This is a genomic window from Streptomyces sp. NPDC054770 (assembly GCF_053611985.1).
This window is the reverse complement of the sequence record NZ_JBSHBL010000067.1, coordinates 32,025-56,289: the sequence shown is the minus strand read 5'-3', so window position 1 is coordinate 56,289 and position 24,265 is coordinate 32,025. Positions and strand designations below refer to the sequence as shown.

At 70.2% G+C, this 24,265-nt stretch carries 21 protein-coding genes, 1 tRNA gene and 5 pseudogenes; 15 read left to right on the top strand and 12 right to left on the bottom strand.

Annotated features, from left to right (window positions below):
* From ACWGKQ_RS39625 to ACWGKQ_RS39615, 3 genes and pseudogenes are all read right to left on the bottom strand, one after another.
* Nucleotides 1-158 (bottom strand): annotated as a pseudogene (locus tag ACWGKQ_RS39625) (DNA-directed RNA polymerase subunit alpha); the annotation flags it as partial.
* A 277-nt stretch (nucleotides 159-435) separates the two neighbouring features.
* Complete coding sequence (locus tag ACWGKQ_RS39620) at nucleotides 436-1,557, bottom strand: cytochrome P450 (RefSeq protein WP_453296903.1); 1,122 nt, start codon at nucleotides 1,555-1,557, stop codon at nucleotides 436-438.
* Nucleotides 1,558-1,707: 150 nt separating this feature from the next.
* Nucleotides 1,708-3,078: pseudogene (locus tag ACWGKQ_RS39615) on the bottom strand (NAD(P)/FAD-dependent oxidoreductase); the annotation flags it as partial.
* A gap of 287 nt (nucleotides 3,079-3,365) precedes the next feature.
* On the opposite strand from ACWGKQ_RS39615, the gene ACWGKQ_RS39610 reads away from it, so the two are divergent.
* Nucleotides 3,366-3,923 carry a GNAT family N-acetyltransferase gene (locus ACWGKQ_RS39610; RefSeq protein ID WP_453296899.1) on the top strand — a complete coding sequence of 186 codons (558 nt, stop codon included), beginning with the start codon at nucleotides 3,366-3,368 and terminating at the stop codon, nucleotides 3,921-3,923.
* Nucleotides 3,924-3,968: 45 nt separating this feature from the next.
* Here the strand turns inward: ACWGKQ_RS39610 and ACWGKQ_RS39605 are convergent, their stop codons facing one another.
* The 5 genes from ACWGKQ_RS39605 to ACWGKQ_RS39585 form a co-directional block, all read right to left on the bottom strand.
* Entirely contained in the window at nucleotides 3,969-5,270 is a 1,302-nt protein-coding gene (locus tag ACWGKQ_RS39605; protein WP_453296898.1) for a cytochrome P450, read from the bottom strand.
* A gap of 332 nt (nucleotides 5,271-5,602) precedes the next feature.
* Entirely contained in the window at nucleotides 5,603-6,076 is a 474-nt protein-coding gene (locus ACWGKQ_RS39600; RefSeq protein WP_453296897.1) for a hypothetical protein, read from the bottom strand.
* Nucleotides 6,077-6,599: 523 nt separating this feature from the next.
* Nucleotides 6,600-6,788 (bottom strand): hypothetical protein, encoded by a 189-nt coding sequence (locus ACWGKQ_RS39595; protein WP_453296896.1) that lies wholly within the window; start codon nucleotides 6,786-6,788, stop codon nucleotides 6,600-6,602.
* Between the two features lie 255 nt (nucleotides 6,789-7,043).
* Nucleotides 7,044-7,107, bottom strand: a tRNA-Arg gene (locus ACWGKQ_RS39590).
* Between the two features lie 866 nt (nucleotides 7,108-7,973).
* On the bottom strand, nucleotides 7,974-9,374 hold the full coding sequence (locus ACWGKQ_RS39585) for a hypothetical protein (protein WP_453296895.1): 1,401 nt from the start codon (nucleotides 9,372-9,374) through the stop codon (nucleotides 7,974-7,976).
* A gap of 260 nt (nucleotides 9,375-9,634) precedes the next feature.
* Here ACWGKQ_RS39585 and ACWGKQ_RS39580 point away from each other — a divergent pair, with 260 nt between their 5' ends.
* A complete protein-coding gene (locus ACWGKQ_RS39580) occupies nucleotides 9,635-11,029 on the top strand; it encodes a tyrosine-type recombinase/integrase (protein WP_453296894.1) in 1,395 nt (464 codons plus the stop codon).
* Between the two features lie 28 nt (nucleotides 11,030-11,057).
* On the opposite strand, the gene ACWGKQ_RS39575 is transcribed toward ACWGKQ_RS39580, so the two are convergent.
* On the bottom strand, nucleotides 11,058-11,471 hold the full coding sequence (locus ACWGKQ_RS39575) for a PIN domain-containing protein (protein WP_453296893.1): 414 nt from the start codon (nucleotides 11,469-11,471) through the stop codon (nucleotides 11,058-11,060).
* Between the two features lie 119 nt (nucleotides 11,472-11,590).
* Nucleotides 11,591-12,469 (bottom strand): helix-turn-helix transcriptional regulator, encoded by an 879-nt coding sequence (locus ACWGKQ_RS39570; protein WP_453296892.1) that lies wholly within the window; start codon nucleotides 12,467-12,469, stop codon nucleotides 11,591-11,593.
* Between the two features lie 105 nt (nucleotides 12,470-12,574).
* On the opposite strand from ACWGKQ_RS39570, the gene ACWGKQ_RS39565 reads away from it, so the two are divergent.
* The 5 genes and pseudogenes from ACWGKQ_RS39565 to ACWGKQ_RS39545 all read left to right on the top strand — a co-directional run bounded on the left by ACWGKQ_RS39565 (nucleotide 12,575) and on the right by ACWGKQ_RS39545 (nucleotide 16,050).
* Nucleotides 12,575-13,273, top strand: a complete 699-nt coding sequence (locus tag ACWGKQ_RS39565) for an SDR family NAD(P)-dependent oxidoreductase (protein ID WP_453296891.1) — start codon at nucleotides 12,575-12,577, stop codon at nucleotides 13,271-13,273.
* Nucleotides 13,274-13,473: 200 nt separating this feature from the next.
* A pseudogene (locus ACWGKQ_RS39560) lies at nucleotides 13,474-13,926 on the top strand (transposase); the annotation flags it as partial.
* 639 nt (nucleotides 13,927-14,565) lie between these two features.
* Complete coding sequence (locus tag ACWGKQ_RS39555; RefSeq protein WP_453296890.1) at nucleotides 14,566-15,009, top strand: hypothetical protein; 444 nt, start codon at nucleotides 14,566-14,568, stop codon at nucleotides 15,007-15,009.
* 73 nt (nucleotides 15,010-15,082) lie between these two features.
* Entirely contained in the window at nucleotides 15,083-15,715 is a 633-nt protein-coding gene (locus ACWGKQ_RS39550; RefSeq protein WP_453296889.1) for a SigE family RNA polymerase sigma factor, read from the top strand.
* Nucleotides 15,712-16,050, top strand: coding sequence for a hypothetical protein (locus tag ACWGKQ_RS39545; RefSeq protein ID WP_453296888.1), 339 nt, complete (start codon nucleotides 15,712-15,714; stop codon nucleotides 16,048-16,050). The genes ACWGKQ_RS39550 and ACWGKQ_RS39545 overlap by 4 nt, the downstream gene beginning before the upstream one ends.
* Before the next feature lie 614 nt (nucleotides 16,051-16,664).
* On the opposite strand, the gene ACWGKQ_RS39540 is transcribed toward ACWGKQ_RS39545, so the two are convergent.
* Nucleotides 16,665-17,651 (bottom strand): alpha/beta fold hydrolase, encoded by a 987-nt coding sequence (locus ACWGKQ_RS39540; RefSeq protein WP_453296887.1) that lies wholly within the window; start codon nucleotides 17,649-17,651, stop codon nucleotides 16,665-16,667.
* Between the two features lie 144 nt (nucleotides 17,652-17,795).
* Here ACWGKQ_RS39540 and ACWGKQ_RS39535 point away from each other — a divergent pair, with 144 nt between their 5' ends.
* The 8 genes and pseudogenes from ACWGKQ_RS39535 (at nucleotide 17,796) to ACWGKQ_RS39500 (ending at nucleotide 23,108) form a co-directional block, all read left to right on the top strand.
* On the top strand, nucleotides 17,796-18,401 hold the full coding sequence (locus ACWGKQ_RS39535) for a helix-turn-helix domain-containing protein (RefSeq protein WP_406203299.1): 606 nt from the start codon (nucleotides 17,796-17,798) through the stop codon (nucleotides 18,399-18,401).
* Between the two features lie 151 nt (nucleotides 18,402-18,552).
* A pseudogene (locus ACWGKQ_RS39530) lies at nucleotides 18,553-18,879 on the top strand (cupin domain-containing protein); the annotation flags it as partial.
* A 499-nt stretch (nucleotides 18,880-19,378) separates the two neighbouring features.
* Nucleotides 19,379-19,600, top strand: a pseudogene (locus tag ACWGKQ_RS39525) (PhnA domain-containing protein); the annotation flags it as partial.
* A 154-nt stretch (nucleotides 19,601-19,754) separates the two neighbouring features.
* Nucleotides 19,755-20,096 carry an ArsR/SmtB family transcription factor gene (locus ACWGKQ_RS39520; RefSeq protein WP_453296886.1) on the top strand — a complete coding sequence of 114 codons (342 nt, stop codon included), beginning with the start codon at nucleotides 19,755-19,757 and terminating at the stop codon, nucleotides 20,094-20,096.
* Nucleotides 20,093-21,817: a SulP family inorganic anion transporter gene (locus ACWGKQ_RS39515; protein WP_453296885.1), complete on the top strand. Its 1,725-nt coding sequence runs from the start codon at nucleotides 20,093-20,095 to the stop codon at nucleotides 21,815-21,817. Before ACWGKQ_RS39520 ends, ACWGKQ_RS39515 begins: the two co-directional genes overlap by 4 nt.
* Nucleotides 21,814-22,221: a pyridoxamine 5'-phosphate oxidase family protein gene (locus ACWGKQ_RS39510; RefSeq protein ID WP_453296884.1), complete on the top strand. Its 408-nt coding sequence runs from the start codon at nucleotides 21,814-21,816 to the stop codon at nucleotides 22,219-22,221. Before ACWGKQ_RS39515 ends, ACWGKQ_RS39510 begins: the two co-directional genes overlap by 4 nt.
* Complete coding sequence (locus tag ACWGKQ_RS39505) at nucleotides 22,221-22,646, top strand: ATP-binding protein (protein ID WP_453296902.1); 426 nt, start codon at nucleotides 22,221-22,223, stop codon at nucleotides 22,644-22,646. The genes ACWGKQ_RS39510 and ACWGKQ_RS39505 overlap by 1 nt, the downstream gene beginning before the upstream one ends.
* 48 nt (nucleotides 22,647-22,694) lie before the next feature.
* A complete protein-coding gene (locus ACWGKQ_RS39500) occupies nucleotides 22,695-23,108 on the top strand; it encodes an STAS domain-containing protein (RefSeq protein WP_453296883.1) in 414 nt (137 codons plus the stop codon).
* A gap of 10 nt (nucleotides 23,109-23,118) precedes the next feature.
* Here ACWGKQ_RS39500 and ACWGKQ_RS39495 read toward each other — a convergent pair whose 3' ends face one another.
* Entirely contained in the window at nucleotides 23,119-23,856 is a 738-nt protein-coding gene (locus ACWGKQ_RS39495) for a 2-phosphosulfolactate phosphatase (RefSeq protein WP_453296882.1), read from the bottom strand.
* Nucleotides 23,857-24,265 lie beyond the last annotated feature (409 nt).

Below are 24,265 nucleotides of genomic sequence, written 5' to 3'. Positions count from 1 at the left end.
GACGTGACAGCCGCGCCGGGGATCGAGGACAGGAGGGTACGGCGCAGGGAGTTGCCGAGGGTGTAGCCGAAGCCCGGCTCCAGCGGCTCGATCACGAACCGGGAACGGAACTCGTCGACGACCTCTTCGGTCAGGGACGGACGCTGAGCGATCAGCACGTGGGGTTGCCTCCAGTGGTTTGGCGCCCGCTATGTGACGCCGTAGACACATGAAGGGTACGGGTGACACGGCCTGTCGGCTCGGAACCCCGTCCTGCGGAACGTGCGGCCGCAGGACGTCACCATGGCCCCGCCCGGGTGGATCCCCCCGAAACAGCATGCCCTTCCATGCGACTGCCCTGGTCGCGCCCCACCGTGGAGCGCGTCCGCCGGCGCCCTTTCCCGGCACCCAACTGCCCTGGAAATGCCGCTGCCTGGCCCGCTGAGCTGTCGGACGTCAACCGTCACCCTGCTCGACGTGCAGGTGGATCGGACCCCGAAGCACGGGGCTGGGCCGGTACGGCGGCGGGTCGGCGACCAGCCTGGGCCGGTCGAGCCGGCGTACCAGCTCGGTCAGCGCGATCTGGGCCTCCCGCCGGGCCAGCGGGCCGCCGAAGCACAGATGGATGCCGCTGCCGAACCCCAGGTGCTGGTTGTCACGCCGATCCGGGTCGAAGCGGTCCGGATCCCGGAAGCGCTTCGGATCGCGACTGCCCGAGGCCAGCATCAGCATGATCTGCGAGCCCTTGGGGATGACGGTGCCGGCGACGGAGATGTCGCTGTACGCCGCCCGCCAGGGAATGATCTGCACCGGGGGCTCGTAGCGCAGCAGTTCCTCGACCAGCGGCACGACCAGGCCCGGGTCGTCGCGCAGCCGCCGCAGCACCTGCGGGTGGCGCAGCAGCGTCAGCATGCCGTTGGTGATCAGGTTGACGATGGTCTCGTGGCCGGCGATGAGGAGCACTTTGGCGGTGGCGACGATTTCGGCGTCGGCCATCCGGCCGTCGGGCCCGTCGTCGTTGGCCAGTCGTGACAGCAGATCGCCTCCCGGCCGGCCGTGGCGCTGTTCCACCAGCTCGCCGAGGCACTGGCGCAGGTCCTTGCGGGCCTGCACGCCCCTGTCCAGTTTCTCCTTCGGGTCGGTCCTGGGGTCGTAGTCGATCGAGTTCATGATGTCGTTCACCCACAGGTGGAACCTCGGCTCGTCCTCGCGCGGCACGCCGAGCAGGTGACAGGTCACGGTGACGGGGAACGGAAAGGCGAAATCGTCGACGACGTCGATCCGCTCCTTGCCCGCCACATCGTCGATCAGGCTGCCGACGGTGCCGGTCAGGAAGCCTTCGAGCCCGGTCACCAGCCCAGGGGAGTGCGGGGGGCCGAAATGCCGCATCGCCATCCGCCGCAGGCGATCGTGCTCGGGCGAGTCCATGTGGATGAACGACGACGTGCCCCCGCCCTCGGCCGCGGGCATCGGCTGCGACAGATTGCGCACGTCGGAACTCAGGTGCGGGTCATTGAGTATGTCCGTGATCTCGCGATAGGTGCTGACGACGTAACTGCCGTCCTCCTGCCGGGCCACCGGTGTCCTGCGCAGCTCGGCGTAGAGCGGGTACGGGTCGGCCCGGGAGGAGTAGTCGAAGATCCGTTGCAGGGTGCCGGGCGTCCCGGTCGTGGTCGTCCGGCCTTCTTCCCGCTGATGCCGATGCCGATGCAGATGCCGGTGCACGGCCGTGACGCGATGCTCACCCGGATCACGGCCTGTGACGACCACGGTGGCACCCTGCGCGAGCAGGGCGGGACCGGGGAAGTCGACCGGCACCGGTTTCATGTCGGCCGGCTGGTCCCGCGTGGGGCAGGGCGGCGGGAACGGTGCGGCCGTCTCGATCAACCGCCGGTAGTGGTCCAGCCACTTCGCGTTGTTGAAGCTCACCGCGGCGGTGACGCGGCCCTGATAGCCATATGCGGTGACGAAACGGTGGTCGGACACCGACCCCTGGGTGACGGCCACCTCGTCGGCGAAGGTCGGTACGCCGACGGACTTGATGTTGACGCCGAACTGGATCGACCAGAACAGCGGGACGGACAGGTGGGGCCGGCGGTCCGCCTGGGCGCTGACCATGTTGTGCGCCGCGATCTCGGCCTGCTCCACGGCGTTCGCCCAGTGCTCCAGCGAGATGAGCCGGTACTGGTAGACCGGGTTCGGGCAACGCGCCACGTCTCCCGCGGCGAAGACGTCGTCGGTGACGCGGCCATTGATGTCGAGGGCGCGACATCCCGTGTCACAGGTGACTCCCCACACGCCCGCCGCCAGTCCCGACTCCCGCAGCCACTCGGTGTTGCGGATGCTCCCGAGCGCCACCACCGCCACGTCGGCGTCGACCGTGCTGCCGTCGTCGAAGTGCGCGCGGCGCAGGCGCCCTTGCGCGTCGCCCTCCAGCCGGGTCACCCCGACACGGCAGCGCAGGTCGACGCCGTGGGCGCGCTGCATGTCGGCCGCGACCTCGCCGATCATGGCGCCGAGCGCCCCGACCAGCGGGGCCGGCGCGAGTTCGGCGACGGTCACCGGGATGTTCCGCTCGCGGCAGACGGAGGCGATCTCGGAGCCGGTGAAGCCGGCACCGATCACCAGCACCCGGGAGGGCCCGGCGGCCAGCGCCCGCTGCAGGCCCTCGGCATGCTCACGGGTCCGCATGACGAACACACCGTCCAGGGCCGCCTCGGACTCGACGAACCAGGGCCGGGCCCGTACGCCGGTGGAGATGAGCACCCGGTCGAAGGGAACCTCGCGTCCGTCGGCGAGCCGCACCTGGTTCGTCGCCAGGTCCAGCCCGGTGGCGGGCACGCCGAGCAGCCACTCCGCGTTGATGTCACGGCGCCGGGGCAGCATGGTGTTCCCGGCCGGCACCCACCCGGTCAGGACCTGCTTGGACAGGGGAGGCCGGTCATAGGGCTCGCCCAGCTCGTCACCGATCATGGTCAACGACCCGGTGAACCCCTCATCGCGCAGAGCTTCCGCCGCCCGCAGTCCCGCGAGCGACGCACCGACGATCACGATGCGGCCGTCGCGTTTGAACGCTTGCAGGTTGTCGGCGCTCGTCATGACGACGACGCCTCTACCGGTGCGGTCCGCCGCTCCACCCGGTCCACCAGGACCGCCAGGAACGTGCAGCGCGCATGTCCCTCACATCGGGAAAGACCAACGACAACTTTCACCCCGACCTCCACAGGGAGCGGGAGCTGCAGCCCTTCAAGCCGGTGCCACTCCGGCGCGCAACGCGGGAGGATCCGGTCGCTATGACTTCTCCGGCTGCCGGAGCACTCGTCTCTCTCATTGTCTCTCGGTGTGCCTCTCAGCCTCGCGCGCACAGCAGAGTGATCAAATAGGGCATGGCATCGTCCTGGACCGGTGATCGGGTACGCCTGCGCGCTGTCGAGCCCGACGACTGGACATCGTTCATGCGCTTCGCCGACGATGCCGGGCGGCGCGGGGGCCGGCTGGAGCTGCCGCGGTCCGCCGAGAGCTACCGTGCCTGGGCGAAGGAGCAGGCCGTCGCCAAGTGCGATGACGACCGCTTCCTGCTGGCAGTCGAAGCGACGGCCACGGGAGAGCTGGTCGGCACCGTCGGCTCGCATCGCACCGGCTGTCGTTCAGGCTGGTTCGAGTGTGATGTCACGATCGGCGCCGACCACCGGCGCAAGGGCTACGCGGCAGAAGCCCTGGTGCTGCTGCTGCGCTTCATGTTCGCGGAGCGGCGCTATCACAAATGCCTGGCCGCGATCTTCGCCCACAACGAGGCATCGCTGGCACTCTTCCGTCGGCTCGGCTTCACCGAGGAGGGGCGCTTGCGGGAACACGTCTTCTTCGCCGGCCGCCACCACGACCTCGTCATGATGGGCGTGCTCGCCGACGAGTTCGACCAGCGACACATGATGAGCGAACGATGAGCGAACCATGAGCCGGTCATCCAGGCGTCGAAAGCGGGACTTCCCTCAGTCGCGCAAGGTGGCGCGCAGCCGCAGGCCGACAGTCGCGAGACCTTCGAGGGTGGTGACCTGGTAGCTGGGTTCGGGTCCGGGCGGCTCGCTCAGGTGGTAGCGGCGGGCGGTCTGCGCGGTCAGGAGCGTCAGCATCGCCATGGCGAGAGAGGCTCCCTCGCAGCCATGCGGTCCGGTACCGAAAGCGAGGAAGGCCCCGGGTTTCGCCGGCGAGCCCGGATCATCGAGCCAGCGCTCGGGCTGGAACTGGTCCGGGTCGGCGTATTCCCGTTCGTCGCGGTGGGCGGTGTAAGGGCAGACGAGGAGGGTGGACCCGGCGTCGATGGTGTAGTCGGCGAGCTGGGTCTGTCGCGGGGCGCGCCGGGTGAGCAGCCAGCTCGGGGGGTACAGCCGGAGCACCTCACTCACCAGTGCCCGGGTGTACTGCAGGCTGCCGAGATGGGTACTGGTCGTCGCGGCCGGGTCCGTGGGCAGCGAGGCGGCTTCGGCCGCGACGCGGCCCGCCGCCCGGGGGTGCCGGGCCAGGTGGAGCAGGATCCATCCGGCTGCCCGGGTGGGGGTCTCGAAGGTGGCGACGGTGATTCCGGGGAGTGTGTCGAGGACGGCCTCTTCCGGCAGCAGGCCGTAGTGGGGGGAGGGCCGGAGCATCTGTCCCAGCATGTCGTCACCGAGCCGGCCCGACGAACGACGCCGGTGGACGATGGGCCGCAAGGCGTCGGTGAAGGCGACTTGCTGCCGGGTGCGGAACCGCCGTGCCGGTGTGGGGATCCAGCGCGGCCATACCCAACGCGAGGGGCGTACGAGCACCTCCCGGGCCAGGAAGAGCTGTGCGGCATAGGGCAGCAGGGCGGGAGCGTCTTCGGAGAAGAGGTAGCGCAGGCCGACCTCTGCCAGGGCGTGCCGGACCGGGGGCAGAATCTCGACGTCCTGGCCCGTGGGCCACTGGTCGGCAAATCGAGCGGTCTGGGGCGCGATCTCACCGATCCGGGCCGCGACCGCCTGGGCACGTAGTCCGCGCATGCGGGCGGCGTGCGCGTGCGCGCGCTCCTCGGGTGTCGGTGCCCCGCTCGGCCGCTTCAACGGCGGGAAGAGAGGCGAGGATGCCTTGGGGAAGTCCTGCGCGCGGCGCAGGACCGCTTCACACGGCCCGGCCGCTGCGGCTACGTAGACACCCAGCTCCAACTGCCAGACGTCCCCGCACTCTTCAGCGCCACGGCGCGCCAGTGCCAGCCGGTCGCGGCTCCAGGCCGCGAAGCTGCCTTCGGGCAACCGCGGCGGCTCATTGCTTCGGCCCATGAGATCGTCCCTGGCTCTCGTGCCTGTCCAGGCCGATGTCGTCGGCAGCGTGGCCGGGAACCGGCGGGCGCCCTCGGGCGCCCGCCGGCAGTGCGGTCAGTCCTAGTCTTCGCCGGCGTACGCATCCCATTCATGGGCCCCGTACGCACCGTAGTGGCGGGTGAAGGACAGCTTGCCCAGCAGCTTGGCGATCATGATGTACTCCTCTCGCCTGCCTTCAGCACCAAGAAGCCACACGTCCCATGTTGCCACATACGGCATATCCGCGACATGTGGAACATTTCGACCGTAGGTCACACTCGCGGCCGGCGTTGCCGATCATGCGGCGCGCCTCAGCGGACCGTGGCCACGGCTTCGTGCCGTCCGGAAGGCAGAAGGTCGATGGCGAGGTGGAAGCACGCCTCGGCGCTCAGTGCGAACAGGGCCATCAGCAGCGAGTTGAGGGTCTTGCCGTTGGCGAGAAAGTTCCCGCCGAATACTGCGGCAGCGATGACCAGGAGCGTCCCGAGCACGGTCCAGAAAGTGACCGCGCGCTGACGGAGCAGCACGGCGCGCGCTGCCGCGACGATCGACAGCACGACGAGCGTAAGGCCGAGCGCGACGTGCACGGTCAGGGCGAGGGTGTTGTGCCCGAGCGCCGAGGTGAGGCTCTCGTAGGCCCCGATGCGATGGGCTCCCGCCGCGGAGCCCCGATGGTGAACCGGGAAGAGGCCGTAGAGATTGACGACCAAGCCGACTCCCGCCTGCACAAGCACCAGAAAGCCGGTGGCGAGCAGGAGGCGGCGGACAGTACTGGGAGCGGCCACGAGAAGACCATACACAGAGTGATTATCGAATGCGGAAAGTGACAACAGGTCGAATGCGGTGTCTGCCGGAGCTCGGCGTGCTCTCGCGGTAGCGGTCCCCCTTCCGAAGCTGCCCCCCCCAGCGGGGAGCGGCGCTTGTGCGCGCCAGTGCCGACGACATGCCGAGGCGGGGAGTCGAGTGGGCCACTCGAACCGACCAGGAAGGGCGTGTTCCACCGCAGAGGGTCACGATTCACCCGTCGCCGCTCCCGGGGCCGCACACATGCCCTGCTGAGTCCTGCGGTGGGCCGACCTGGTGCTGTGAAGTCCGGGGCCTCTGCCTTGGCCGGCTCCAGCAGATGCACGGCGGCCAGTGCTGATCTGGACGTGGACCGGCTATTCGTCGGATCGGCCGGTGCGGTGGTGCTTCCGGGCCGACTCGGACCCGGCGTGCCCGACGGGTCGGCACGGCCCCTGCGACTCTCCCGGTTACGCTCGCGCGGGAGCGCCCCGCAGCGCGTGGCTGCGGGGCGCCTAGTGGGGTTCAGTCGACCATCTGCCCGTCGTACATACCGCCCTTGCAGGTGTTGTTCGCCCAATTGACCGTCCCGCCGCCCTGCTCGCACTCACCCGGGGTGAGGCTGGCGGCGGTGGCGGTGACAGCGCCTGTGAGGCCGAGTCCGGCGAGGGCTGCCGTGGCGATGACGGCGGCGAGGAATCGTCGAATGCGCATGTGGTTCGCCTTTCACGGATTGCCTCGGTTGGGACAGTACTCAGCTTGATGTTCATCCATGTGGGCGACATGTCGTGTTGGGCCGTTCGGGTGACATTGCTGTCGGGTGCGGGGTCGGTGACGACAGGCCCCAGGTCTATCGCGATCAGTGCGCAGCAACGACAAAGAGCGGGACCCAGTGAGACTGGTTCCCGCTCTTCATGCTTGGCATCTGCGCCGATCAACCGCATCATCGTGCTGGTTGAGGCGAAGTGCCCCCGGCAGGATTCGAACCTGCGCACACGGCTCCGGAGGCCGTCCGATTCCCGCGTGTTTTCGCAGGTCAGCGGCTTATCTGACAGGTTGTCAGGCCCGCGGTCCCGCGTATGTCCCGCGAGAATGAAATAACCCATTCGCTCGTCTTGTCCGGATCATTCCCTGGCGCGGCCGATCCATGCACCATGACGGAGATCACGGCTTCCTCGGACAAGCGTAGGGGTATACGGTGCGCCCCTCAATCGAACAGAGAGGCTGTCCGGAGTGCGCGGGCAGGCCAGGCGAGCCGGTTGTACGCCGGGGGCAGGGGGGTGCTCCCGCGTGGTGTCGGGGGCGATGGTGGCTGGCGGGCGTGTCTCGCCGCCTCTTGCCCGGATGCCCTGAGGGCATGCGTCCGTGCTGAGCTTCCGGGCCGAGGCGGGAGGTCCGTCGCTGAGGCGGTGGCGTAGTGGCGACCGCGCGCCGGCCTCCGCGGTGATCGGAGTTGGCTGGAAGGCCGGCATCTCACGAGCCTCGACAGCGGACAGGTAAGCAAGGGTGCTGGGGGGGTGACGGTCGTGGACCGCCGGGTGAAGGCCGGCGAGCACACACCGGGGCCAAAACGGCGCCGGTCTCCCGGAGTCCGTGGACGTGCTCGGCGTGGAGGCTGCGGTCCTCTTGCGAAATCCCTGGGAGGTGGACCACGGACTGAGCCGATCGGGTCCTGGACGTGGGTGCGGCAGACCTGCCCGCCTGCTCGTGAATGCAGGCGGCCGTCGTATGGAGTTGTGAGGTTGAGTTTGGGTTGCGGCCTTTCGACGTGCGGGCAGGGGGTGGCGGTGGACTGTCAATGATGCGGGGGATCGCCGGTTTGGCCAACCGGCGATCCTGGGCTACGTTGCGCGGCCCGAAGCGGCGAGCGCTGGAGAATGATCTTGTGCGCTTGTTGGTTCAGAGCGTGCGTCGTTTGCGGATGGGCAGGATGCTCAGGGCCATGACGGTGCCGTCGCCCTGGAACGAGATCGGGTCGTTCCATTTCCTGGCTTCAAGGGGGTCGCGTCGTTTGGAGCGGAGTTCGTAGGCCGCTTGCCGGTACTCTTCGACGCGCCCTTCTTTGATCATCTTGTACAGTCCCGGGTCCGTTCCGGGGAATGCCTCGATGCGTGCGGCCCCCATGCGGAAGACGTTGTCCGTGCCCACGAATTTCGTGTCGGCGACCTCGATGTCCGCGTCGTCGATGCTCGATGTCGCGGCGAAAGTATGCACGTCGTAGTGTTCTCGTCCTTGGCGGTCGGTGAGATACCGGACGGCATGTTTTCCTCCGCCCGAGAAAGCGGTCAGGCCAGCGGCTGCGGTACGGGCCAGGAGCTGGCCGAACCAGGCGAGTTCGTCCTCGCCCACCTGGAAGCCGTCGGCCTTCCGCGCCCGTCTGCCATCTTGGGCCGGTATGCGAATGGCGTTGGGGTAGGGGATTCCAGATCTGTCCTTGATCTCCTCGTCGGCGTTTCCCGGAGCGCCAGGTACACGGAGGGGGAGCAGCGTTTCGCCGGGGGACTGCAGGACGTTGACCACGATCCCGCCCTGGCCCATGAGTTCGGTGGACAGCATCAGGCACGGCGTGGTGTTCCACGGGCCGATCTGCATACCCTCGGTCAGTTCGGCACCTTTGACCAGTTGCTGGATGGTGGTGCTGCGGGTTCGGCCGGTCCGCTTGCTCGGTTTCTGGTGGTTTCCCCGGCAGGCCACGAACGTGACTTTCGACGGCTCGCCGGGCTTCCACGCCTCGATGACGTAGTCGGGCCGGGGCCGTGAGCCCTTGTTCCGTTGCGAGACGCTCAGGGGCCAGCCGGCTCGCAGCACCGTGTTCGTGTCCACGACCGACACGATGTGGTCGGGGTAGCGCTGCTGCACGAGGTGTTCGGCCACGGCGAGCCCGAAGCCGACGGCCAGTTCCCGGGCCTGCATGCCCTTGTACCAGCTCTCGGAAGAGCGGCCCTTGTCGGTGAGGTCCATGGCGCCGGCGCGATTGCCGTCCAGTGCCTCGCAGAACTTCAGGCTGAGCCAGTGTTCGGCCAGCCCTCGTCCCATTCCCTGGCCGGCCAGCACGTAGCCGCGGGCCAGGGCGTGCAGCACCTGCCACGGCGTCAGGTCGATGGACCGGCCGTGCTCGGCCAGTGCGACCGGCCGCAGGTCGGGCTTCCTGTGAGCGACTTCCTGGCCCTTCTGTCGACGCCGCTTGTCGATGGCTGCCGCCGCGGAGTCCACGTGCGCGGCCAGTTCTGTCGTCGAGTGGATGTGAACGCTCGTCGAGCGGCTGAGAGCGTTCAGGATCTGTCGCGCGGTTCTCGCCATGTATCCCCCCACGGTGTCCGTGCTCTGGCCGGCCGGGAACGGTAGTTCGGAATATCGGGGCGCGTGCAAGTGCGCATAGCGTGCGAAGGACCACAACCGGCCACAGCGTGACCAGGTATGACCAGCGGTGACGGAAGCCGGGTGGAAAGTCCGACATTCCGCGCTCGTCAACCAGGCGCCGCCCGAGTGCCCTCTTACAGGGGGATCTTGGAGTGGATGCGCCGGGCAGCCATGCTCCCGCCGATCAGAAGGAGGCGGGTATGGACCTGAACGAACACCACGGCGCCGCACCTCAGCTTGAGCAGCCTGCGCACGGATCCCCGGCGCAGCCGCACGGCAGTGGACGTCCGGACGGCGGCAGCGCGGTCGCGGGCTTGGCGGGAGAGTTCGGTGCGGAGCTGGTGCGGGCCATCCGCGTGGGCCTGGCCGAGGTGAGCAGCTCCGGCCACGGGGCACGGGGACCATCGCAAATGAGCTGGTACGCCTTCGCGACCGAGTACGCCCGGGCCCACTGGCCAGGCAGGGCGGCGAAGACCCGGGACGAGGTCAGCGACGCGCTGACGACCGTCACGATGGCGATGCTGGGGGACCTTCCGGGCCGGCCGAACGGGCAGCTGCTGCGCCGTGCCCTGCGGCACTGGGCGTTCGTCACGCTCCGGCCGGGACAGGGGGAGATGCCGGCGCAGGACCGGCTGGTGCTGCAGTGGGTGGCGAAGGCGTCCCGTCCCCTGGTGGATCTGCATGATCCGGTTCTGGCGCGCGATGTGCTGGAGTCGCTGCGCCGCAAGCTGGACGGGGGTGAGGCGGCGGTGGAGACGATGCGCCGCAAGCGCAAGGTACTGGTGCACGCGCTCCACTACGCCGTGGAACGGGGCGAGCTGGGCAGCCACCCGCTGAACAAAGTTCGCTGGCGGGTGCCCAAACCGGCTGTGTCGGTGGACCCGCGGGTGGTGGCCAACCCGTACCAGGCTCGGGATCTGCTGGACGCCGTCTCCTACGTGGGCGGCTACCGGAGGGCTCGGGGCCGTCGGCTGGTCGGGTTCTTCGCCGGCATGTACTACGCGGGCCTGCGTCCGGAGGAGGCGGTCGCGGTGGCGCTGCCGGACTGCCGCCTGCCCCGTACCGGGTGGGGGCGGCTGATCCTGCACCGCACGCGGCCGCAGGCGGGCAAACGGTGGACCGACACCGGCGAGTTCCACGACGAGCGCGGGCTGAAGAACCGCCCGCCGGGAGACACGCGCGTGGTGCCGCTGCCCCCGCATCTGGTGGCGATGTGGAGGGAGCATGTCGCCACGTTCGGCACGGCCGACGACGGTCGGCTCTTCTTCACCGAGCAGGGCCGGGTCGTCAGCTACTCCACCTACCACCGGGTCTGGCACGAGACCCGCGACTTCGGCCTGTCTCCCGCGCTCACCGGCACCCCGCTCGCGAAGCGGCCGTACGACTTGCGGCACTCGGCTCTGTCCACGTGGCTGTGCGCGGGTGCGGACCCGGCAGAGGTCGCCCAGAGGGCGGGCAACAGTGTCGAGGTCCTGCTGAGCCGGTACGCGAAATGCGTGTACGACCGGCAGTCCATCAACAACCAGCGCATCGAAGGACTCCTGAGCGCCTACGACCAGCCGCCCGAGCCTGATGACGAGCAGACGCAGAACTGAAAGGAGCCCTCGCCGACGCCGGCCGGGATCAGATCTTGATCACGGTGGCCCGTCCGCCGCAGAGTTCCGTCAGGTCCTCGGGATCGGAAGTGAGGATCGTGACGGGGCCGGGGGAGGCGAGGGCCGTGGCAGTGAGCATCGCGTCGATGGCGTACTTGTGGCCGTGCAGGCCGGCGTCGGCGAGGAGAGCGGCAGCGTGGCGGGCGATCGGCTCGGTGACCGGCTCGACGACGAGGCGGGACAGGGTCCACTCCAGGGCGGGGCGGTTGATCCGGGGGTGGACGACCTCGACCAGGGTGGCTGCGGACGTGATCACGCGCAGGTCGTCGGCGCGGGCCAGGGCGAGCCATCCTGTGACGGACCGGTCGCGCAGCACGGCCTTGGCCAGTCCCTCGCTGTCCAGGACCAGGGTGCCGCCGGGCAGGGCGGGGGAGCGGGTCACGCTGAACCGTCGTGACGCCCTGTGCTCGTCGAGCACCTAGCGGATCTCGTCCCGGCGGAGGTCGTCGAGGATTTTAACAGGGGACTGTGAGGCGTCGGTCGGCCGACGCGCGGGGCGGATCAGTTGCGCGTGCCGGCCGGTGGGCCGACGACGGTGGTGAGCTGGAGCTTGGTCTCGTCCTCACTGCCCGGCGCGGCGGTCATGATGACGATCTTGAGTTCGGTGTCGCCGTCGGTCAGGACATCGCAGTCCACCGTGACCAGGCCCACCGACGGGTGATCGACCCTCTTGCGCACCTCGCGGTTCGCGGTCACCTCTCCCGTCGCCCACAGCTCGGCGAACCTCTCGTTGCCTGCGTTCAGGTCGCGGACCAGCGCGGCCAGGCGACTGTCCCGGGGGAAGCGGCCGGTGGCGCGGCGCAGATCGGAGACGAGGGCGGCGTCGGCGGTGTCGGGGTCCGTCTCGGTGACCGGCCACAGCACGAGGGGGGTGTGATCGGCGCCCACCGGGAACCTGTCGCGGGCGAAGTTGCGCATCCGCGGCGGCGAGGCCAAGGGGTCTCCCAGCAGGGCGGCCCACCCGTGGTTCCACCACACCAGTTGCCAGTCCGCCGCGAACACGGCCACCGGTACGTCTCCGAGGCGGACGAGCATTCGTTGCATACCGGGCGGGAGATGGCCGCAGATCGTGCCGTCCGCCGGCGGCACGATCTGGGCCAGCCGGTAGAGGTGGTCCCGCTCGGCAGTGGACAGCTGGAGAGCGCGCGCCAGGGACGCCACCACCGACGCCGAGGGTGTCGTGGCCCGCCCCTGCTCCAGACGCACGACGTAGTCGACCGACACTCCGGCCAGGTCGGCCAGTTCCTCGCGCCGCAGCCCGACAGCCCGGCGCTTGCGGACGACCGGCAGCCCGGCGGCCGACGGGGGCAGCCGGTTCCGCCACGTGCGGATCGCCGCGCCCAGTCCGGCCCCGGGGGGTGTCGTCGTCATGCTCTTCATCCTCCTGCATCCCCGATCACAGGCGGGGGCGCAAGGGTGGTACTGGTCTTCCCACCGTCGAAGCGTCCCTGGTCCAGCTCCCTCGTCAAGGCAACCATCGAAGGCATGACGATCACTTTCATCACCGGAGCCAACAAGGGCATCGGCCGCGAGACCGCCCGCCGCCTCATCGCCTGCGGTCACACCGTTCTCCTGGGAGCCCGCGACCGTGAGCGGGGTGAGGAGGCAGCCGCCGCGCTGGGCGCACGCTTCGTCCCCATCGACGTGACCGACGACGCGTCCGTGGCCGCCGCCGCCGCGGACGTCGCCGAGCACGAGGGCAGGATCGACGTCCTGATCAACAACGCGGGGGTACAGGGACCCTTCGGTGATCCCGGCGACCTCACCGCCGCAGACGCCCACGCCGTCCTCGACGTCAACGTCATCGGCGTCGTCCGCACCACCACCGCGTTCCTGCCGCTGCTGCGCCGCTCGGACGACCCCGTGATCATCAACGTCAGCAGCGGCATGGGCTCCCTCGCCTTCACCCACGACCCCGGCCGGTCCGAGTCGCTCGTCGCCGTGCCGCTGTACGCCGCCTCGAAGGCGGCGCTGACGATGTTGACCACGCAGTACGCCAAAGGGCTCAAGGGTATTCGCGTCAACGCCGCCGACCCCGGCTACACCGCGACCGAAATAAACGGTTACAGCGGCTCCCAGACCGTCACCGAGGGCACGGACGCGATCGTCGCCCTCGCCACCGAGGGGCCCGGTGCCGGCACCGGACGCTTCATCGACCGCCATGGCGAGATCACCTGGTCCTGACACCGGCGGTGCCGGGTCACCGGCCCTGAAGAACAGAACGGTCAGAACATCGAGACCGGTTCTGGGCGGGAGCCAACCGCTGACAGACGATCTACTCCGGAGACTGCCGCCTCCGACCAGCGTGAGAACCTGGGGCGACCGTCACGCCAGCCCTTTGACCTGCGTCTTCAAGTTGGCGGAGGCTCAAGGGGTCTGGGGAGATCCCGGCGGAGACGGTGCGGGTGACTCGGGCCGCGTTCCCGAAGGGGAGCCTGGCGATCCGGGTGCGGGACGATTTGGGCTCGTTGTTCAAAGACGAGGAGTTCGCGGACCTGTTCCCGGCGCGGGGCAGGCCGGCCTGGTCACCGGGCGGGCTGGCGCTGGTGTCGGTGTTGCAGTTCGTGGAGGGGCTGACCGACCGGCAGGCCGCTGAAGCAGTGCGGGCCAGGATCGACTTCAAGTACGCGCTCGGGCTGGAACTGGACGATCCGGGCTTCGACTTCTCGGTGCTGTCGGAGTTCCGTGACCGGCTGGCTGGGGCGGACGCCGGGCGGCGGGTGCTGGACGGCGTCCTGGTCGCGGCCCGTGACAAGCGGCTGCTCAAGAGCGCGGGCCGGGCCCGGACGGACTCCACGCATGTGCTGTCGGCAGCGCGCGAACTGTGCTGGCTGGAGGGAGCAGGGAGAGCCTCTCTCAGACGACCTTTCCGCCTGCGGCCGACGCCATGACCACGCTCCGGGCGAACTGCCCCGCGTGACCATCGCAGGCATAGAAGCGGCGGCCGTCATCGGGGCCGGCGCCGGGCTCGAACCACATCACGGCGGCATGCCGGCAGGAGTGGTGGTCATCCAGGGCGCGGCCTGTTCGCGATAGCTGTGTCCGACTGGGGCCAGTTCGGCGCTGCGGGTGAGGCTGAAGATCGTCACCATGACCATGACCATGTCCTCGGGCCGGGCGGTAGCCGGTGCGCGGCCACAGATGCATCAGACCGGTGTCGCCGGCGTCGGTGGCGGCCTTGCGCAGCGGACCGGCGAGGCGGTGGAGGGCTGGGTATCCGAGCGGGGCGAGGGCGCCGCAGGTGTCGGTGAAGTGGTTGCGCGGAGCGCGGGCGGCCCCGCCCAGGGCATCACCGCCGTCCACGCGTGGACGTTCACCGGCTGGACCCACGAAGGCTGCAGATTTTTTCGCGGATCGCGACAACCCCGGGTGGGGCCGCACGTCTGGTGGGGTGAAAGGCGGTTTCCGGGACGGGATTTGCAGTCCCGGCGCTGCCCGACCTTCAGCGTTGTCTCTACTCTTTGGAGTCGTTTCCTATGCGGCACATCCGCGCCAAGAAGTCGAACCGTTCCCTGCGCACCTGGGTGCTGGGGTCGGCTGCCGGTCTCGCCCTGGTGGTGGGCGGCGGCATCGCCGCTCAGGCGGCCAGCTCCGGCCACGCGCACCCGGGCACGTCGGCCACGGCCGACCCGAAGCCCGTGCCCTCCACCCCGGGCAAGCAGACCTCCACCGACACCGACCCGACTCCGGTCCCGGGTGACGCGAACGGCAAGCCCTACCCGTCTGCCGTGCCTTCCACCTCGGGGAAGCGGACCTCCGCCGACACCGATCCGACTCCGGTCCCGGGTGACGCGAACGGCAAGCCCTACCCGTCTGCCGTGCCTTCCACCTCGGGGAAGCGGACTTCCGCCGACACCGATCCGATTCCGGTCCCGGGTGACGCGAACGGCAAGCCCTACCCGGGCAACACCGGCCGCTGAGCCGCCGACCCTAGGCGTGGGGCGGGGCCGGACCGGAGCCGGCCCCGCCGTATCCCTGATGTGAACGAGGACGATGCAGCTCACCCTTGCCCTGCCCTGGTGGGCCCGGCTACTGCGCCGCGCCCGGACCACCTCCTCCACTCCGGCGTCGGGCGCGCCGCACCCCGGCCGACGATTCCGGCACCTGCGCTCGGTGGCCGACCGGGACGGCGAGGAAGACTCCCCCACCCTCGCCGATCTGTACCGGACCCGGCGGCTCGACATGGTCCGGCTGGCGGCCTTCCTGGTGGACGACCTGCACACCGCCGAGGACGTCGTCCAGGATGCCTTCGCCACCGTCTGCCGCCGGCACGGCGAACGGCTGGACGACCTCCAGGACGCGCATGCCTACCTCCACACCGCGGTGGTCAACGCCGCCCGCTCGGTGCTGCGCCGGCGGCGCACCGCGCGCGCGTACACCCCGCCGTACCAGGGCCCGGGAGCACCGGTCGACGAACTGCTGCTGCTCGCCGAGGAGCACCGGCAGGTCTTCGACGCGCTGGCACAGCTCACCGAACGCCAGCGCGAGGTACTCGTCCTGCGTTACTGGTCCGACCTGAGTGAGGCGCAGATCGCCGAGACCCTCGGCGTGTCCCGTGGCACCGTCAAGTCGACCGCGAGCCGCGCGCTCGCCACACTGGAAAAACTTTTGGAGGTGGACCGATGAGTAATCGGGCGCCGCTCGAGGAACGGCTGCGTGCCGCGCTCGAAGCGCGCGGGCGGCTCATCAGCGCCCACGACCTGTCACCGGCCCGCCCGCCCACCGGAAGTACCTGGGGCACCCGCCGGATCCGGCGGGTGCTGTCCATTGCCGTCGCCGCCACCGCCGCGGCCGCAGCCGCCGCCGTCCTCCTGCTGTCCTCCAACACCCCGGACCACCCCCGCCCGGCACCACCCGCACAACATTCCACCCCTACCGTCGCCCCTCCCTCCACCGTCCCGCATCCAGTGCCCTCCACCGCCCCGGACCCGGTGCCCTCCGCCGTCGCGTCCGGGCCCTAAAGGCGCAGAACGGCCGTACCGACCTTGCTGCGCCGACGCACTCAGTCCCTACCGGCGACAGCCCGTCCGCCACTCGCGAGGTGGCGGACGGGCCGTGCGTGTCGACCGCGTCCTGCTGCCGCGATCACCAAGGCCGGCCGTGAGGTGCCATCGGCCCGGGCCGGCCTGCTCCGAAAGACAGGCCCCAGGTGAACGACAGTTCTGATCGTGTCCCCGGGGCAGATCACGATGCTCCTTCGGGACCGCCGACTGTTCTACGGCGACACCGCGCTGTCGACGTCAGCGAGCGTCCTCCGCCGACACCAAGAGGAATTCACGTGTTCGCGTCCCTCGCGTTCGATCTGGCACCGTATGCCGACATCGATGAAGATCAGTACGTACAACGTGGCTACTGCAGTTGGAGCGACGCGGGTTGGCGATCGCTGCTGGTGCAGAGTTTTGTGCATGTCCGCCAAGTCGAGGACTTCCTGCTGCCTGGAACGTCCGACGGCCTGCGGTCACCCGGACGAGGTACCAGGCCCAGGTCCTGGCACTGTCAGTGGTGCCGGGACCTGGGGGACGAACGCGGAAATCGGGGACTATTGCTCACCCAAGCCCCGGCCGTGCCTGGCGGTTCAACGCGTGAGGGTGTTGAGCCAGCCGGTCAGCAGACGGTTGATCTCCTCGGGGCGTTCCTGCTGGATCCAGTGGCCGCAGCCCTCTACGAGGTGGGAGGCGGTCAGGCCGGGGAGGGTGGTGGGGAAGGCGTCGATAGCGTCGGACATCCAGGTGGTGGAGGCGTCCAGGGCGCCGCCGATGAACAGGGACGGCTGCTTGATCGGGGCTCCGCGGTGGGGGGCGAGGTCTTCCCAGTCGCGGTCCATGTTGCGGTAGCGGTTGAGGGCGCCGGTCAGACCCGTGCGCTCGAACTCTCCGGCGTAAACGTCGAGGTCGTCCTCGGCCAGCCAGGCCGGGAGGATGCCTGCGGGGAAACGGTCACGCAGCTGGCCGCCGTGGGCGACGAAGTGCGGGTCGGGCTCGCCCTGGGTGGGCATGGTGTCGGCGGACAGGGCGGCGTAGAAGCCCGCGAGCCAGCCCCGCACGTCAGGCTCGATCTCCGTCTCGGCGCGGCCGGGCTCCTGGAAGTAGGAGACGTAGAACTCCTGCTCGGGGCCGCCGATCTGGCCGAAGATGTCGGTGGGGCGGGGGCCGCCGGGTGGCGCGTACGGGACGCTCAGCAGGGCGACGGCCCGGAAGACCTCGGGGTGGAGCAGGGCGGAGGTGGCGGCGATGTTGGAGCCCCAGTCGTGGCCGACGACCACCGCGTTCTCCTCGCCGAGGGCGTGCACGAGGGCGACGTTGTCCTCCACCAGGTCCAGCATCCGGTAGGCGTCGGTCTCCGCAGGCTTGGAGGAGCGGCCGTAGCCGCGCACGTCGATCGCCACCGCCCGGTAGCCGGCCGCGGCGAGGGCCGGGAGCTGGTGGCGCCAGGAGTACCAGGACTCGGGGAAGCCGTGCACGAGCAGGACCAGCGGGCCGGTGCCCTGCTCGACCAGGTGAAGGCGCCCGGCCGGGGCCTCGACGGTGCGGTGGCGGAGTGCGGCGGACGGCTCGGGCTGCATGGGGGCTTCTCCTCGGTTCGCGGGTGGATGCAGGTACGCATCGATCATGCGGCGCAGCGACCGTCCACCGCGATTACCCTTGCCACTCTGGCAAACTTGCAGGGCAGGGTGGTGGGGCGGCACGTCCGGAAGGGGGCAGAGCGGGTGACAGGCGACGACGTGGCCGACACGCTGGCGGCGATGGGCCCCCGGCTGCGGGCCGCGCGCGAACACCGCGGCTCCACGCTCACCGGCGTCAGCTGCGCGACCGGCATCTCCCCGAGCACGCTGTCGCGGATCGAGACCAGCCGACGCAAGCCCACCCTGGAAGTGGTGCTGCAGTTGGCGAAGGAGTACGGCGTCTCCCTGGACGAGCTGGCCGGCACCGCTCCCGCCGCCGAGCCCCGCACCTCCGCGCTCCAGCGTTTCGGCGACGACAAGGCGGTGCTGCCGCTGACCCGGTACGTCGGGGGCCTGCACGCCCACAAACACGTCCTGCCCGCCGTCCAGGAGCCGCCCGCGCGGCCCCGGCAGGTCTCCCACGACGGCTGGGAATGGCTGTGCGTCCTGTACGGGCGGCTGTGGCTCGCACTCGGCGACCAGGACCTCGTCCTGAGTGCCGGGGACGTCGCCGAGTTCGACACCCGCAATCCCCATGGGGTCGCGAACGCCGGTCCCGGCGGCCCGGTCGAGTACCTGATCATGTTCGGGCCGCAGGGAGAGCGCCTGCGACCGCGCACCCCGCCCGCCCCCGGCCCCAGGGCCCGGTAGCAAGCAGCGAACGAACGGCCTGACGTCCCGGATACGCCCGGGATGTCAGGTCTCTTCCTCGTCGTCCTCAGCGGCGTCGGGGTCGCGGAAGGGGCGCAGGCCCTGGCCGGGGCCGCTGGCCTTGATGTTGAACAGGTAGCGGCCCAGGAAGGGGCCGAAGGCCATGGGCGCGACGGAACACTTTCACCGTACGATCTCCGAGTCCTTCTACGTCCTGTCCGGCGAGGTCCGGCTCTACAACGGCTAACGCTGGGTCACAGCAGGCGAGGGAGACTTCCTCTACGTACCGGCCGGCGGGCTCCACGCCTTCCAGAACGACAGTGACGACCCGGTGTCGCTGCTGCTGCTCTTCACGCCGGGAGCTCCCAGGGAGGAGTACTTCGAGAAGGTGGCGGAGTACTCGCAGCGCAGCCGCGAAGAGTTGAAAGCCTTCCGGGTCAGGCACGACCAATACAACACGGGCATGCTCGACGACTAGGCTGCACTGAGTGCTGCGGTCCCCGCGTCACATGCCCGGGAATGCCCGACGGCGGCCGGGCCGGTGCGGCCCGTCAGTCCCTGGCACCTCAACAACTCGCACCCGGTGACGGCTCGTTCCGCACGTGACGAGCACTGCTCGCGGAGCGCTGCCAGTGGATGCCGAAGTCGGCGGGCAGTGCAAGCCATTTCGCCCCGTTGCCGAGGATGTAGCGGATCGAGTCGACCACCCGGCGCCGAGCGCACTTCTCGAAAGCGCCGCCTCTCGGGGTCTGGCATGCGGGCGTCGGGAGGGGGTGCGAGCAGGGCCCATTCGAGGTCGCTGGGGTAGCGGTAGCGGGGCAGCAGCATGACGGTGCCGGGCCGTGGCCTGCAGAGAGAGCCTCCCGGCCCCGCGAGCGAGGTTCCGTCCTCGGACAGGGTTCCCGTGTACGGGGTGGGTTCCTGCCCGGGCTTCCGACCCGTCCGCCTTGCGTGCCGTGGACTCGGGCGCCCCTGCCGAGAAGGTCGTCAGGGACGCCGTCGGCAACGTCCTGCAGGACGGCGACTGCGTGGTCGTCGTCAAGGCGCTCAAGGTCAAGGGCAGCCCCTCGGGCATCAAGGCCGGCACCAAGGTGCGCAACATCCGGCTGGTCGACGGGGTCGACGGTTACGACATCGACTGCAAGATCGATGGATTTGGGGCGATGCAGCTGAAGTCGAGCGTGGTCAAGAAGGGCTGACCCCGTCCCCGGGAACTCCTCAGCGCACCCACCGGATGCTGAATTGCAAAATTTCGCAATTGGTTAGATGCTGTGTTTGCTCTGCTCGCAGGTAGTCGTGGGTACAGCCGTCGCTTGGCCCCGGGTGGGGCGCTGTCGGGGAAGTCGAGGGGTCGTGTCCATTCCGCTGTACCAGGCCAAGGCCGAGTTCTTCCGGATGCTGGGGCATCCGGTACGGATACGGGTGCTGGAGCTGCTGCAGGACGGACCCATGCCGGTACGCAGCCTGCTGGCCGCGATCGAGGTGGAACCGTCCAGTCTGTCGCAGCAGCTGGCGGTGCTGCGCCGCTCAGGCATCGTCACCTCGACGCGGGAGGGCTCGACGGTCGTCTACGCGCTGGCCGGCGGGGACGTCGCCAACCTGATGAAGGCCGCGCGACGGATCCTCACCGAGATGCTGGCCGGGCAGAACGAGCTGCTGGCCGAGCTGCGCGAAGGCGAGGTCGCCGCGCGATGACGTCCGCCCTCACCCGGATCCGGGGCCGGATCGCCGCGCTGCTGCCGGGCCGGAGCGATCTGGCTCAGATACGCCGCGACCCGCGCCGGGACCTGCTGGCCGGCCTGACCGTGGCGATCGTCGCGCTGCCGCTCGCGCTCGGCTTCGGCGTCTCCTCCGGGCTCGGCGCCGAGGCGGGACTGGCGACCGCGGTCGTCGCCGGTGCGCTCGCCGCCGTGTTCGGCGGCTCGAATCTGCAGGTGTCCGGGCCGACGGGCGCGATGACCGTGGTACTCGTGCCGATCGTCGCCGCACACGGGCCGACCGGGGTGCTCACGGTGGGGCTGATGGCCGGCGTGATGCTCGTCGGGCTCGCCCTGCTCAAGGCCGGCAAGTACATGCAGTACGTGCCCGCGCCCGTGGTCGAGGGGTTCACCTTCGGCATTGCCTGCGTGATCGGTCTGCAGCAGGTCCCGAACGCGCTCGGGGTGCCCAAGCCTGCGGGCGACCGCGTCCTCGTGGTGACCTGGCGAGCCCTGGAGGAGTTCGCGAAGGATCCGAACTGGACCGCCGTCGCCTTCGCCCTGGCCGTTGCCGCCGTCATGCTGGCCGGGGCCCGCTGGCGGCCCACGATCCCCTTCTCCATTCTCGCGGTGATCGCGGCTACCGCCGTGGCGCAGGTGGCCGGCCTGGACGCGGCGAAGCCGATCGGTGACCTGCCGTCCGGACTGCCCGCGCCGTCCCTCGCCTTCCTGGACTCAGGCGCTCTCGGCTCCCTGCTCGCTCCCGCCGTCGCGGTCGCGGCGCTGGCCGCGCTGGAGTCGCTGCTGTCGGCGTCGGTGGCCGACGGCATGACGGTCGGGCAGAAGCACGACCCGGACCGGGAGCTGTTCGGTCAGGGCCTGGCCAACATCGCCGCCCCGCTGTTCGGTGGTGTCCCCGCGACCGGAGCGATCGCCCGCACCGCGGTCAACGTCCGCACCGGCGCGAGTTCCCGACTGGCCGCCCTCATCCACGCCGCGGTTCTCGCGGTGATCGTCTTCGCGGCCGCGCCCCTCGTCTCCAGGATCCCGCTGGCCGCGCTCGCGGGCGTGCTGCTGGTCACCGCGATCCGCATGGTCGAGGTCGGCTCGCTCAGGGCGATGGCGAAGGCCACCCGCTCCGACGCCCTGATCCTCGTCCTCACCGCTGTCGCGACCCTGGCACTGGACCTCGTGTACGCAGTGATCATCGGCCTGGTCGTCGCGGGCGCCCTCGCCCTGCGCGCCGTCGCCAAGCAGGCCCGCCTGGACCAGGTCCCGCTCGACCGCGGCGACCACAGCGCCGAAGAACACGCGCTGCTCGCCGAGCACATCGCCGCCTACCGCCTCGACGGACCGCTGTTCTTCGCCGCCGCCCACCGCTTCCTCCTGGAACTGGCCGAGGTCGCCGACGTCCGCGTCGTCATCCTGCGCATGTCCCGCGTGACCACCATCGACGCCACGGGCGCCCTCGTCCTCAAGGACGCGGTCGAGAAACTCAACCGGCGCGGCATCGCCGTCATGACCTCCGGCATACGCCCCGGCCAGCGCCAGGTCCTGGACTCCGTCGGCGCGCTGGACCTGCTGCGCCACGAGGGCCGGGAGTACGCCACCACCCCCGAGGCCATCCGGGCCGCCCGCGATCACCTGGAAACGGCCGGAGTCCTGTCGGCCCTTCCCGCCCAGAAGCCTCGAACCTCCAGCGAGGAAGCCCTGCGATGAGCTCTCCCCCCGCCCCCCTTCGTCTGGTCGAGGTCTCCGGCGCGGAGGCTCTGTGGCTGCTGGAAGGCAGCACGCTGGGCCGGCTGGTATACGCGCAGCGGGACCTGGCCGTGATCCGGCCCGCCCACCACGTGTGGGAGTACGGCCGGCTCGTCGTCCGCACACCCGTGCCGGCCCCGGTGGTGCCTGCGACGGCGACGTACCACGTCGATGACATCCGTACCGTTTCCGGCACCGGGTGGACGGTCACCGTGTCCGGCTCCGCTGAGGTGATCACCGACCTCGACGAGGCCGGCCACTGCCGGCGCACCCTCGCGGGCTGGAGCCACGGCCCGCACGACACCCTGCTGCGCCTGCACCCCAAGGCCGTCATTGGTTTCCGCCTTGCCCGCGCGGAGGCATGATGTTCACTCAGCTGGAAGCGCTGCCCTACCGTCATGTGCTCACCCTGCCCAGCGAGCCGTCCGCCGTACGGTCAGCCCGCGAAACCGCCGAGCAGGCCCTGGTCGAGTGGGGCATCGGGCTGCGTCACCCCACGGTGGATCCGGCGCTGCTGATCCTCGCCGAACTCGTCACCAACAGCGTCCGGCACGCCGCCATCGTCTCCCCGACGGTGACCGTGATCTACGCGGCGGGTCCGGACTGCCTGGCCTTCGCCGTTCACGACCGCCACCCCTACCAGCCGCCGCTGTACGGAGCGGTCACCGGTACCGGGACGAGCGGCCTGGCCACGGTCATGGAACTCACGCTCGCCCTGGGCGGCACCGCGGTGGTCCGGGCGGATGCCGACGGTGGCGGCAAGAGCATCTGGATCACCCTCCCCCTGTGAACCGGACGCAGACTCCGGCCGGCCACCTGCGCAAGGAAGTGCATCACCATGACCATCGAGTGGCGCTACACCGTCGAGGGCGATCTGGGCATCCTCTCGGTTGCCGGCTACCTGGGCCCGGACGCCGCGCGTCGCTTCACCGGAGCCGTCGGCTGGGCGCTGGCCCGCGGCACCGGTCTGGTCGTCGTCGACCTGACCGAACTGAGCGGCTGGTCGGCCGAGGGACAGCTGGCGATCACCGAGGCTGCCCGCCTGCTTGCGCGGGCGGGCAGCAGCCTGGAGCTGGCCGCGATCCCCGCCGACGGCTCCCTCGTCCCCACCAGTGACGGCCCGCTGATTCCGGTCCACGCCGACCTGCCCGCCGCGCTCGCCGGGCACGGCATCCAGCCGGGGGAACCGGCCGCGGCACGTCAGTCGTGGCAGACCACCGGCTGGCCCGCCGGTGACCCGAGCGCCGGGTGACCTGCCGCGCTCAGCCGGGCGCGAAGGCGTTGTCGCCGTCCCGGACGGGCACGAGCGTGGAGGAGTCTTTCTCGGTGGCGATCGCCACGTCCTCGGCGAATCCCATCACGGTCAGCTCGCGCCCGGAGGCGCCGGCGCTGATCGCGTGGGCGAGGCCGGCGGTGCCCTCGTAACCCGCCTTCGCGGCCGCGGCCTCCGTGGACAGCGGACCCGCGCCCTGGGAGCCAAGCTCGGAGATGAGGGCGCCGGCGCCCAGCAGGTCTTCCAGCGCGGGACGCAGGCTCCTGTCGGGCCACCGCTCGCCGGCGGCGATCACCGCGACGGGATGTTCGGGGCTGCCGTAGCCGCGGGAGACGAGCCAGCTGCGTACCGCGGTGACGTTGCTCAGACAGGCGGCGATCACCCGTATCCCGGGTCGTGCGGCGGCGGCGATGGACGCGCCGCCCGGTGACGGCAGTACCAGGCGGGCCACGGCGGGCGCGGCGCGCAGGTGCGCGGGGGACGGGGACCACGGGGTCGCGGGGGTGACGGTGAGACGGTGGGCGGCCAGCCCGCCCCCCACTGGCTGGCGTGCATACGCGGCGGCAGCCTTCTCGGCATCCGCCCCGGAGCCGTCCGGCCACCCCAACGGCAGGACGCGGATGCCCTTCTCGACGGCGACGTTCACCGACGTGGTGAAGGACAGCACGTCGACGATGACCAGACAGGCCGCCTCCAGCGCGAGGCGTCGCGCGCCGGTGGGCCCCACTCGAAGCAGACTCCACTGCCGGGCTGGAGATCCCAGTCGCCCATCGCATCCCTCTCCAGCTCCGCTTGCCGTGCAGGGTTCATCCCTGGCGGGGATACGGGGCCGGCTGATCGCCGCGGCCTCCGAAGGCCAACTTCAGCAGGCGTGACTCGCCGCAGCGCGGACAGCTGCCGTCCGGAGCAAGGGCGGTGGGCCGGCACTTCAGGCGGCAGCCGGGGCACTTGAACCAGGCGACGCCACTGCCGTGCAGCGGGGTGATCCGCACGCAACCCTCCTCACAAGACCTCAGGAATTGCTAATGTTAGCAATTCCTGAGGTCATCACTGGTGGATTCGGCGGTCCTCTCCTCCGGTGCGGTTTCGGCCTGGCCGGTTCCGCAGGCGAGGATGGGCCGCATGTTCTTGACGAG

Excerpts from the sequence above, each read along its gene's own strand:
- ACWGKQ_RS39565 (WP_453296891.1), top strand. The coding sequence starts at position 12,575 with ATGACGATCACTTTCATCACCGGAGCCAACAAGGGCATCGGCCGCGAG.
- ACWGKQ_RS39595 (WP_453296896.1), bottom strand. The coding sequence starts at position 6,788 with ATGCGCATTCGACGATTCCTCGCCGCCGTCATCGCCACGGCAGCCCTC.
- ACWGKQ_RS39555 (WP_453296890.1), top strand. The coding sequence starts at position 14,566 with ATGCGGCACATCCGCGCCAAGAAGTCGAACCGTTCCCTGCGCACCTGG.
- ACWGKQ_RS39515 (WP_453296885.1), top strand. The coding sequence starts at position 20,093 with ATGACGTCCGCCCTCACCCGGATCCGGGGCCGGATCGCCGCGCTGCTG.
- ACWGKQ_RS39610 (WP_453296899.1), top strand. The coding sequence starts at position 3,366 with ATGGCATCGTCCTGGACCGGTGATCGGGTACGCCTGCGCGCTGTCGAG.
- ACWGKQ_RS39585 (WP_453296895.1), bottom strand. The coding sequence starts at position 9,374 with ATGGCGAGAACCGCGCGACAGATCCTGAACGCTCTCAGCCGCTCGACG.
- ACWGKQ_RS39580 (WP_453296894.1), top strand. The coding sequence starts at position 9,635 with ATGGACCTGAACGAACACCACGGCGCCGCACCTCAGCTTGAGCAGCCT.
- ACWGKQ_RS39550 (WP_453296889.1), top strand. The coding sequence starts at position 15,083 with ATGCAGCTCACCCTTGCCCTGCCCTGGTGGGCCCGGCTACTGCGCCGC.
- ACWGKQ_RS39570 (WP_453296892.1), bottom strand. The coding sequence starts at position 12,469 with ATGAAGAGCATGACGACGACACCCCCCGGGGCCGGACTGGGCGCGGCG.
- ACWGKQ_RS39605 (WP_453296898.1), bottom strand. The coding sequence starts at position 5,270 with ATGGGCCGAAGCAATGAGCCGCCGCGGTTGCCCGAAGGCAGCTTCGCG.
- ACWGKQ_RS39545 (WP_453296888.1), top strand. The coding sequence starts at position 15,712 with ATGAGTAATCGGGCGCCGCTCGAGGAACGGCTGCGTGCCGCGCTCGAA.
- ACWGKQ_RS39540 (WP_453296887.1), bottom strand. The coding sequence starts at position 17,651 with ATGCAGCCCGAGCCGTCCGCCGCACTCCGCCACCGCACCGTCGAGGCC.
- ACWGKQ_RS39505 (WP_453296902.1), top strand. The coding sequence starts at position 22,221 with ATGTTCACTCAGCTGGAAGCGCTGCCCTACCGTCATGTGCTCACCCTG.
- ACWGKQ_RS39510 (WP_453296884.1), top strand. The coding sequence starts at position 21,814 with ATGAGCTCTCCCCCCGCCCCCCTTCGTCTGGTCGAGGTCTCCGGCGCG.
- ACWGKQ_RS39500 (WP_453296883.1), top strand. The coding sequence starts at position 22,695 with ATGACCATCGAGTGGCGCTACACCGTCGAGGGCGATCTGGGCATCCTC.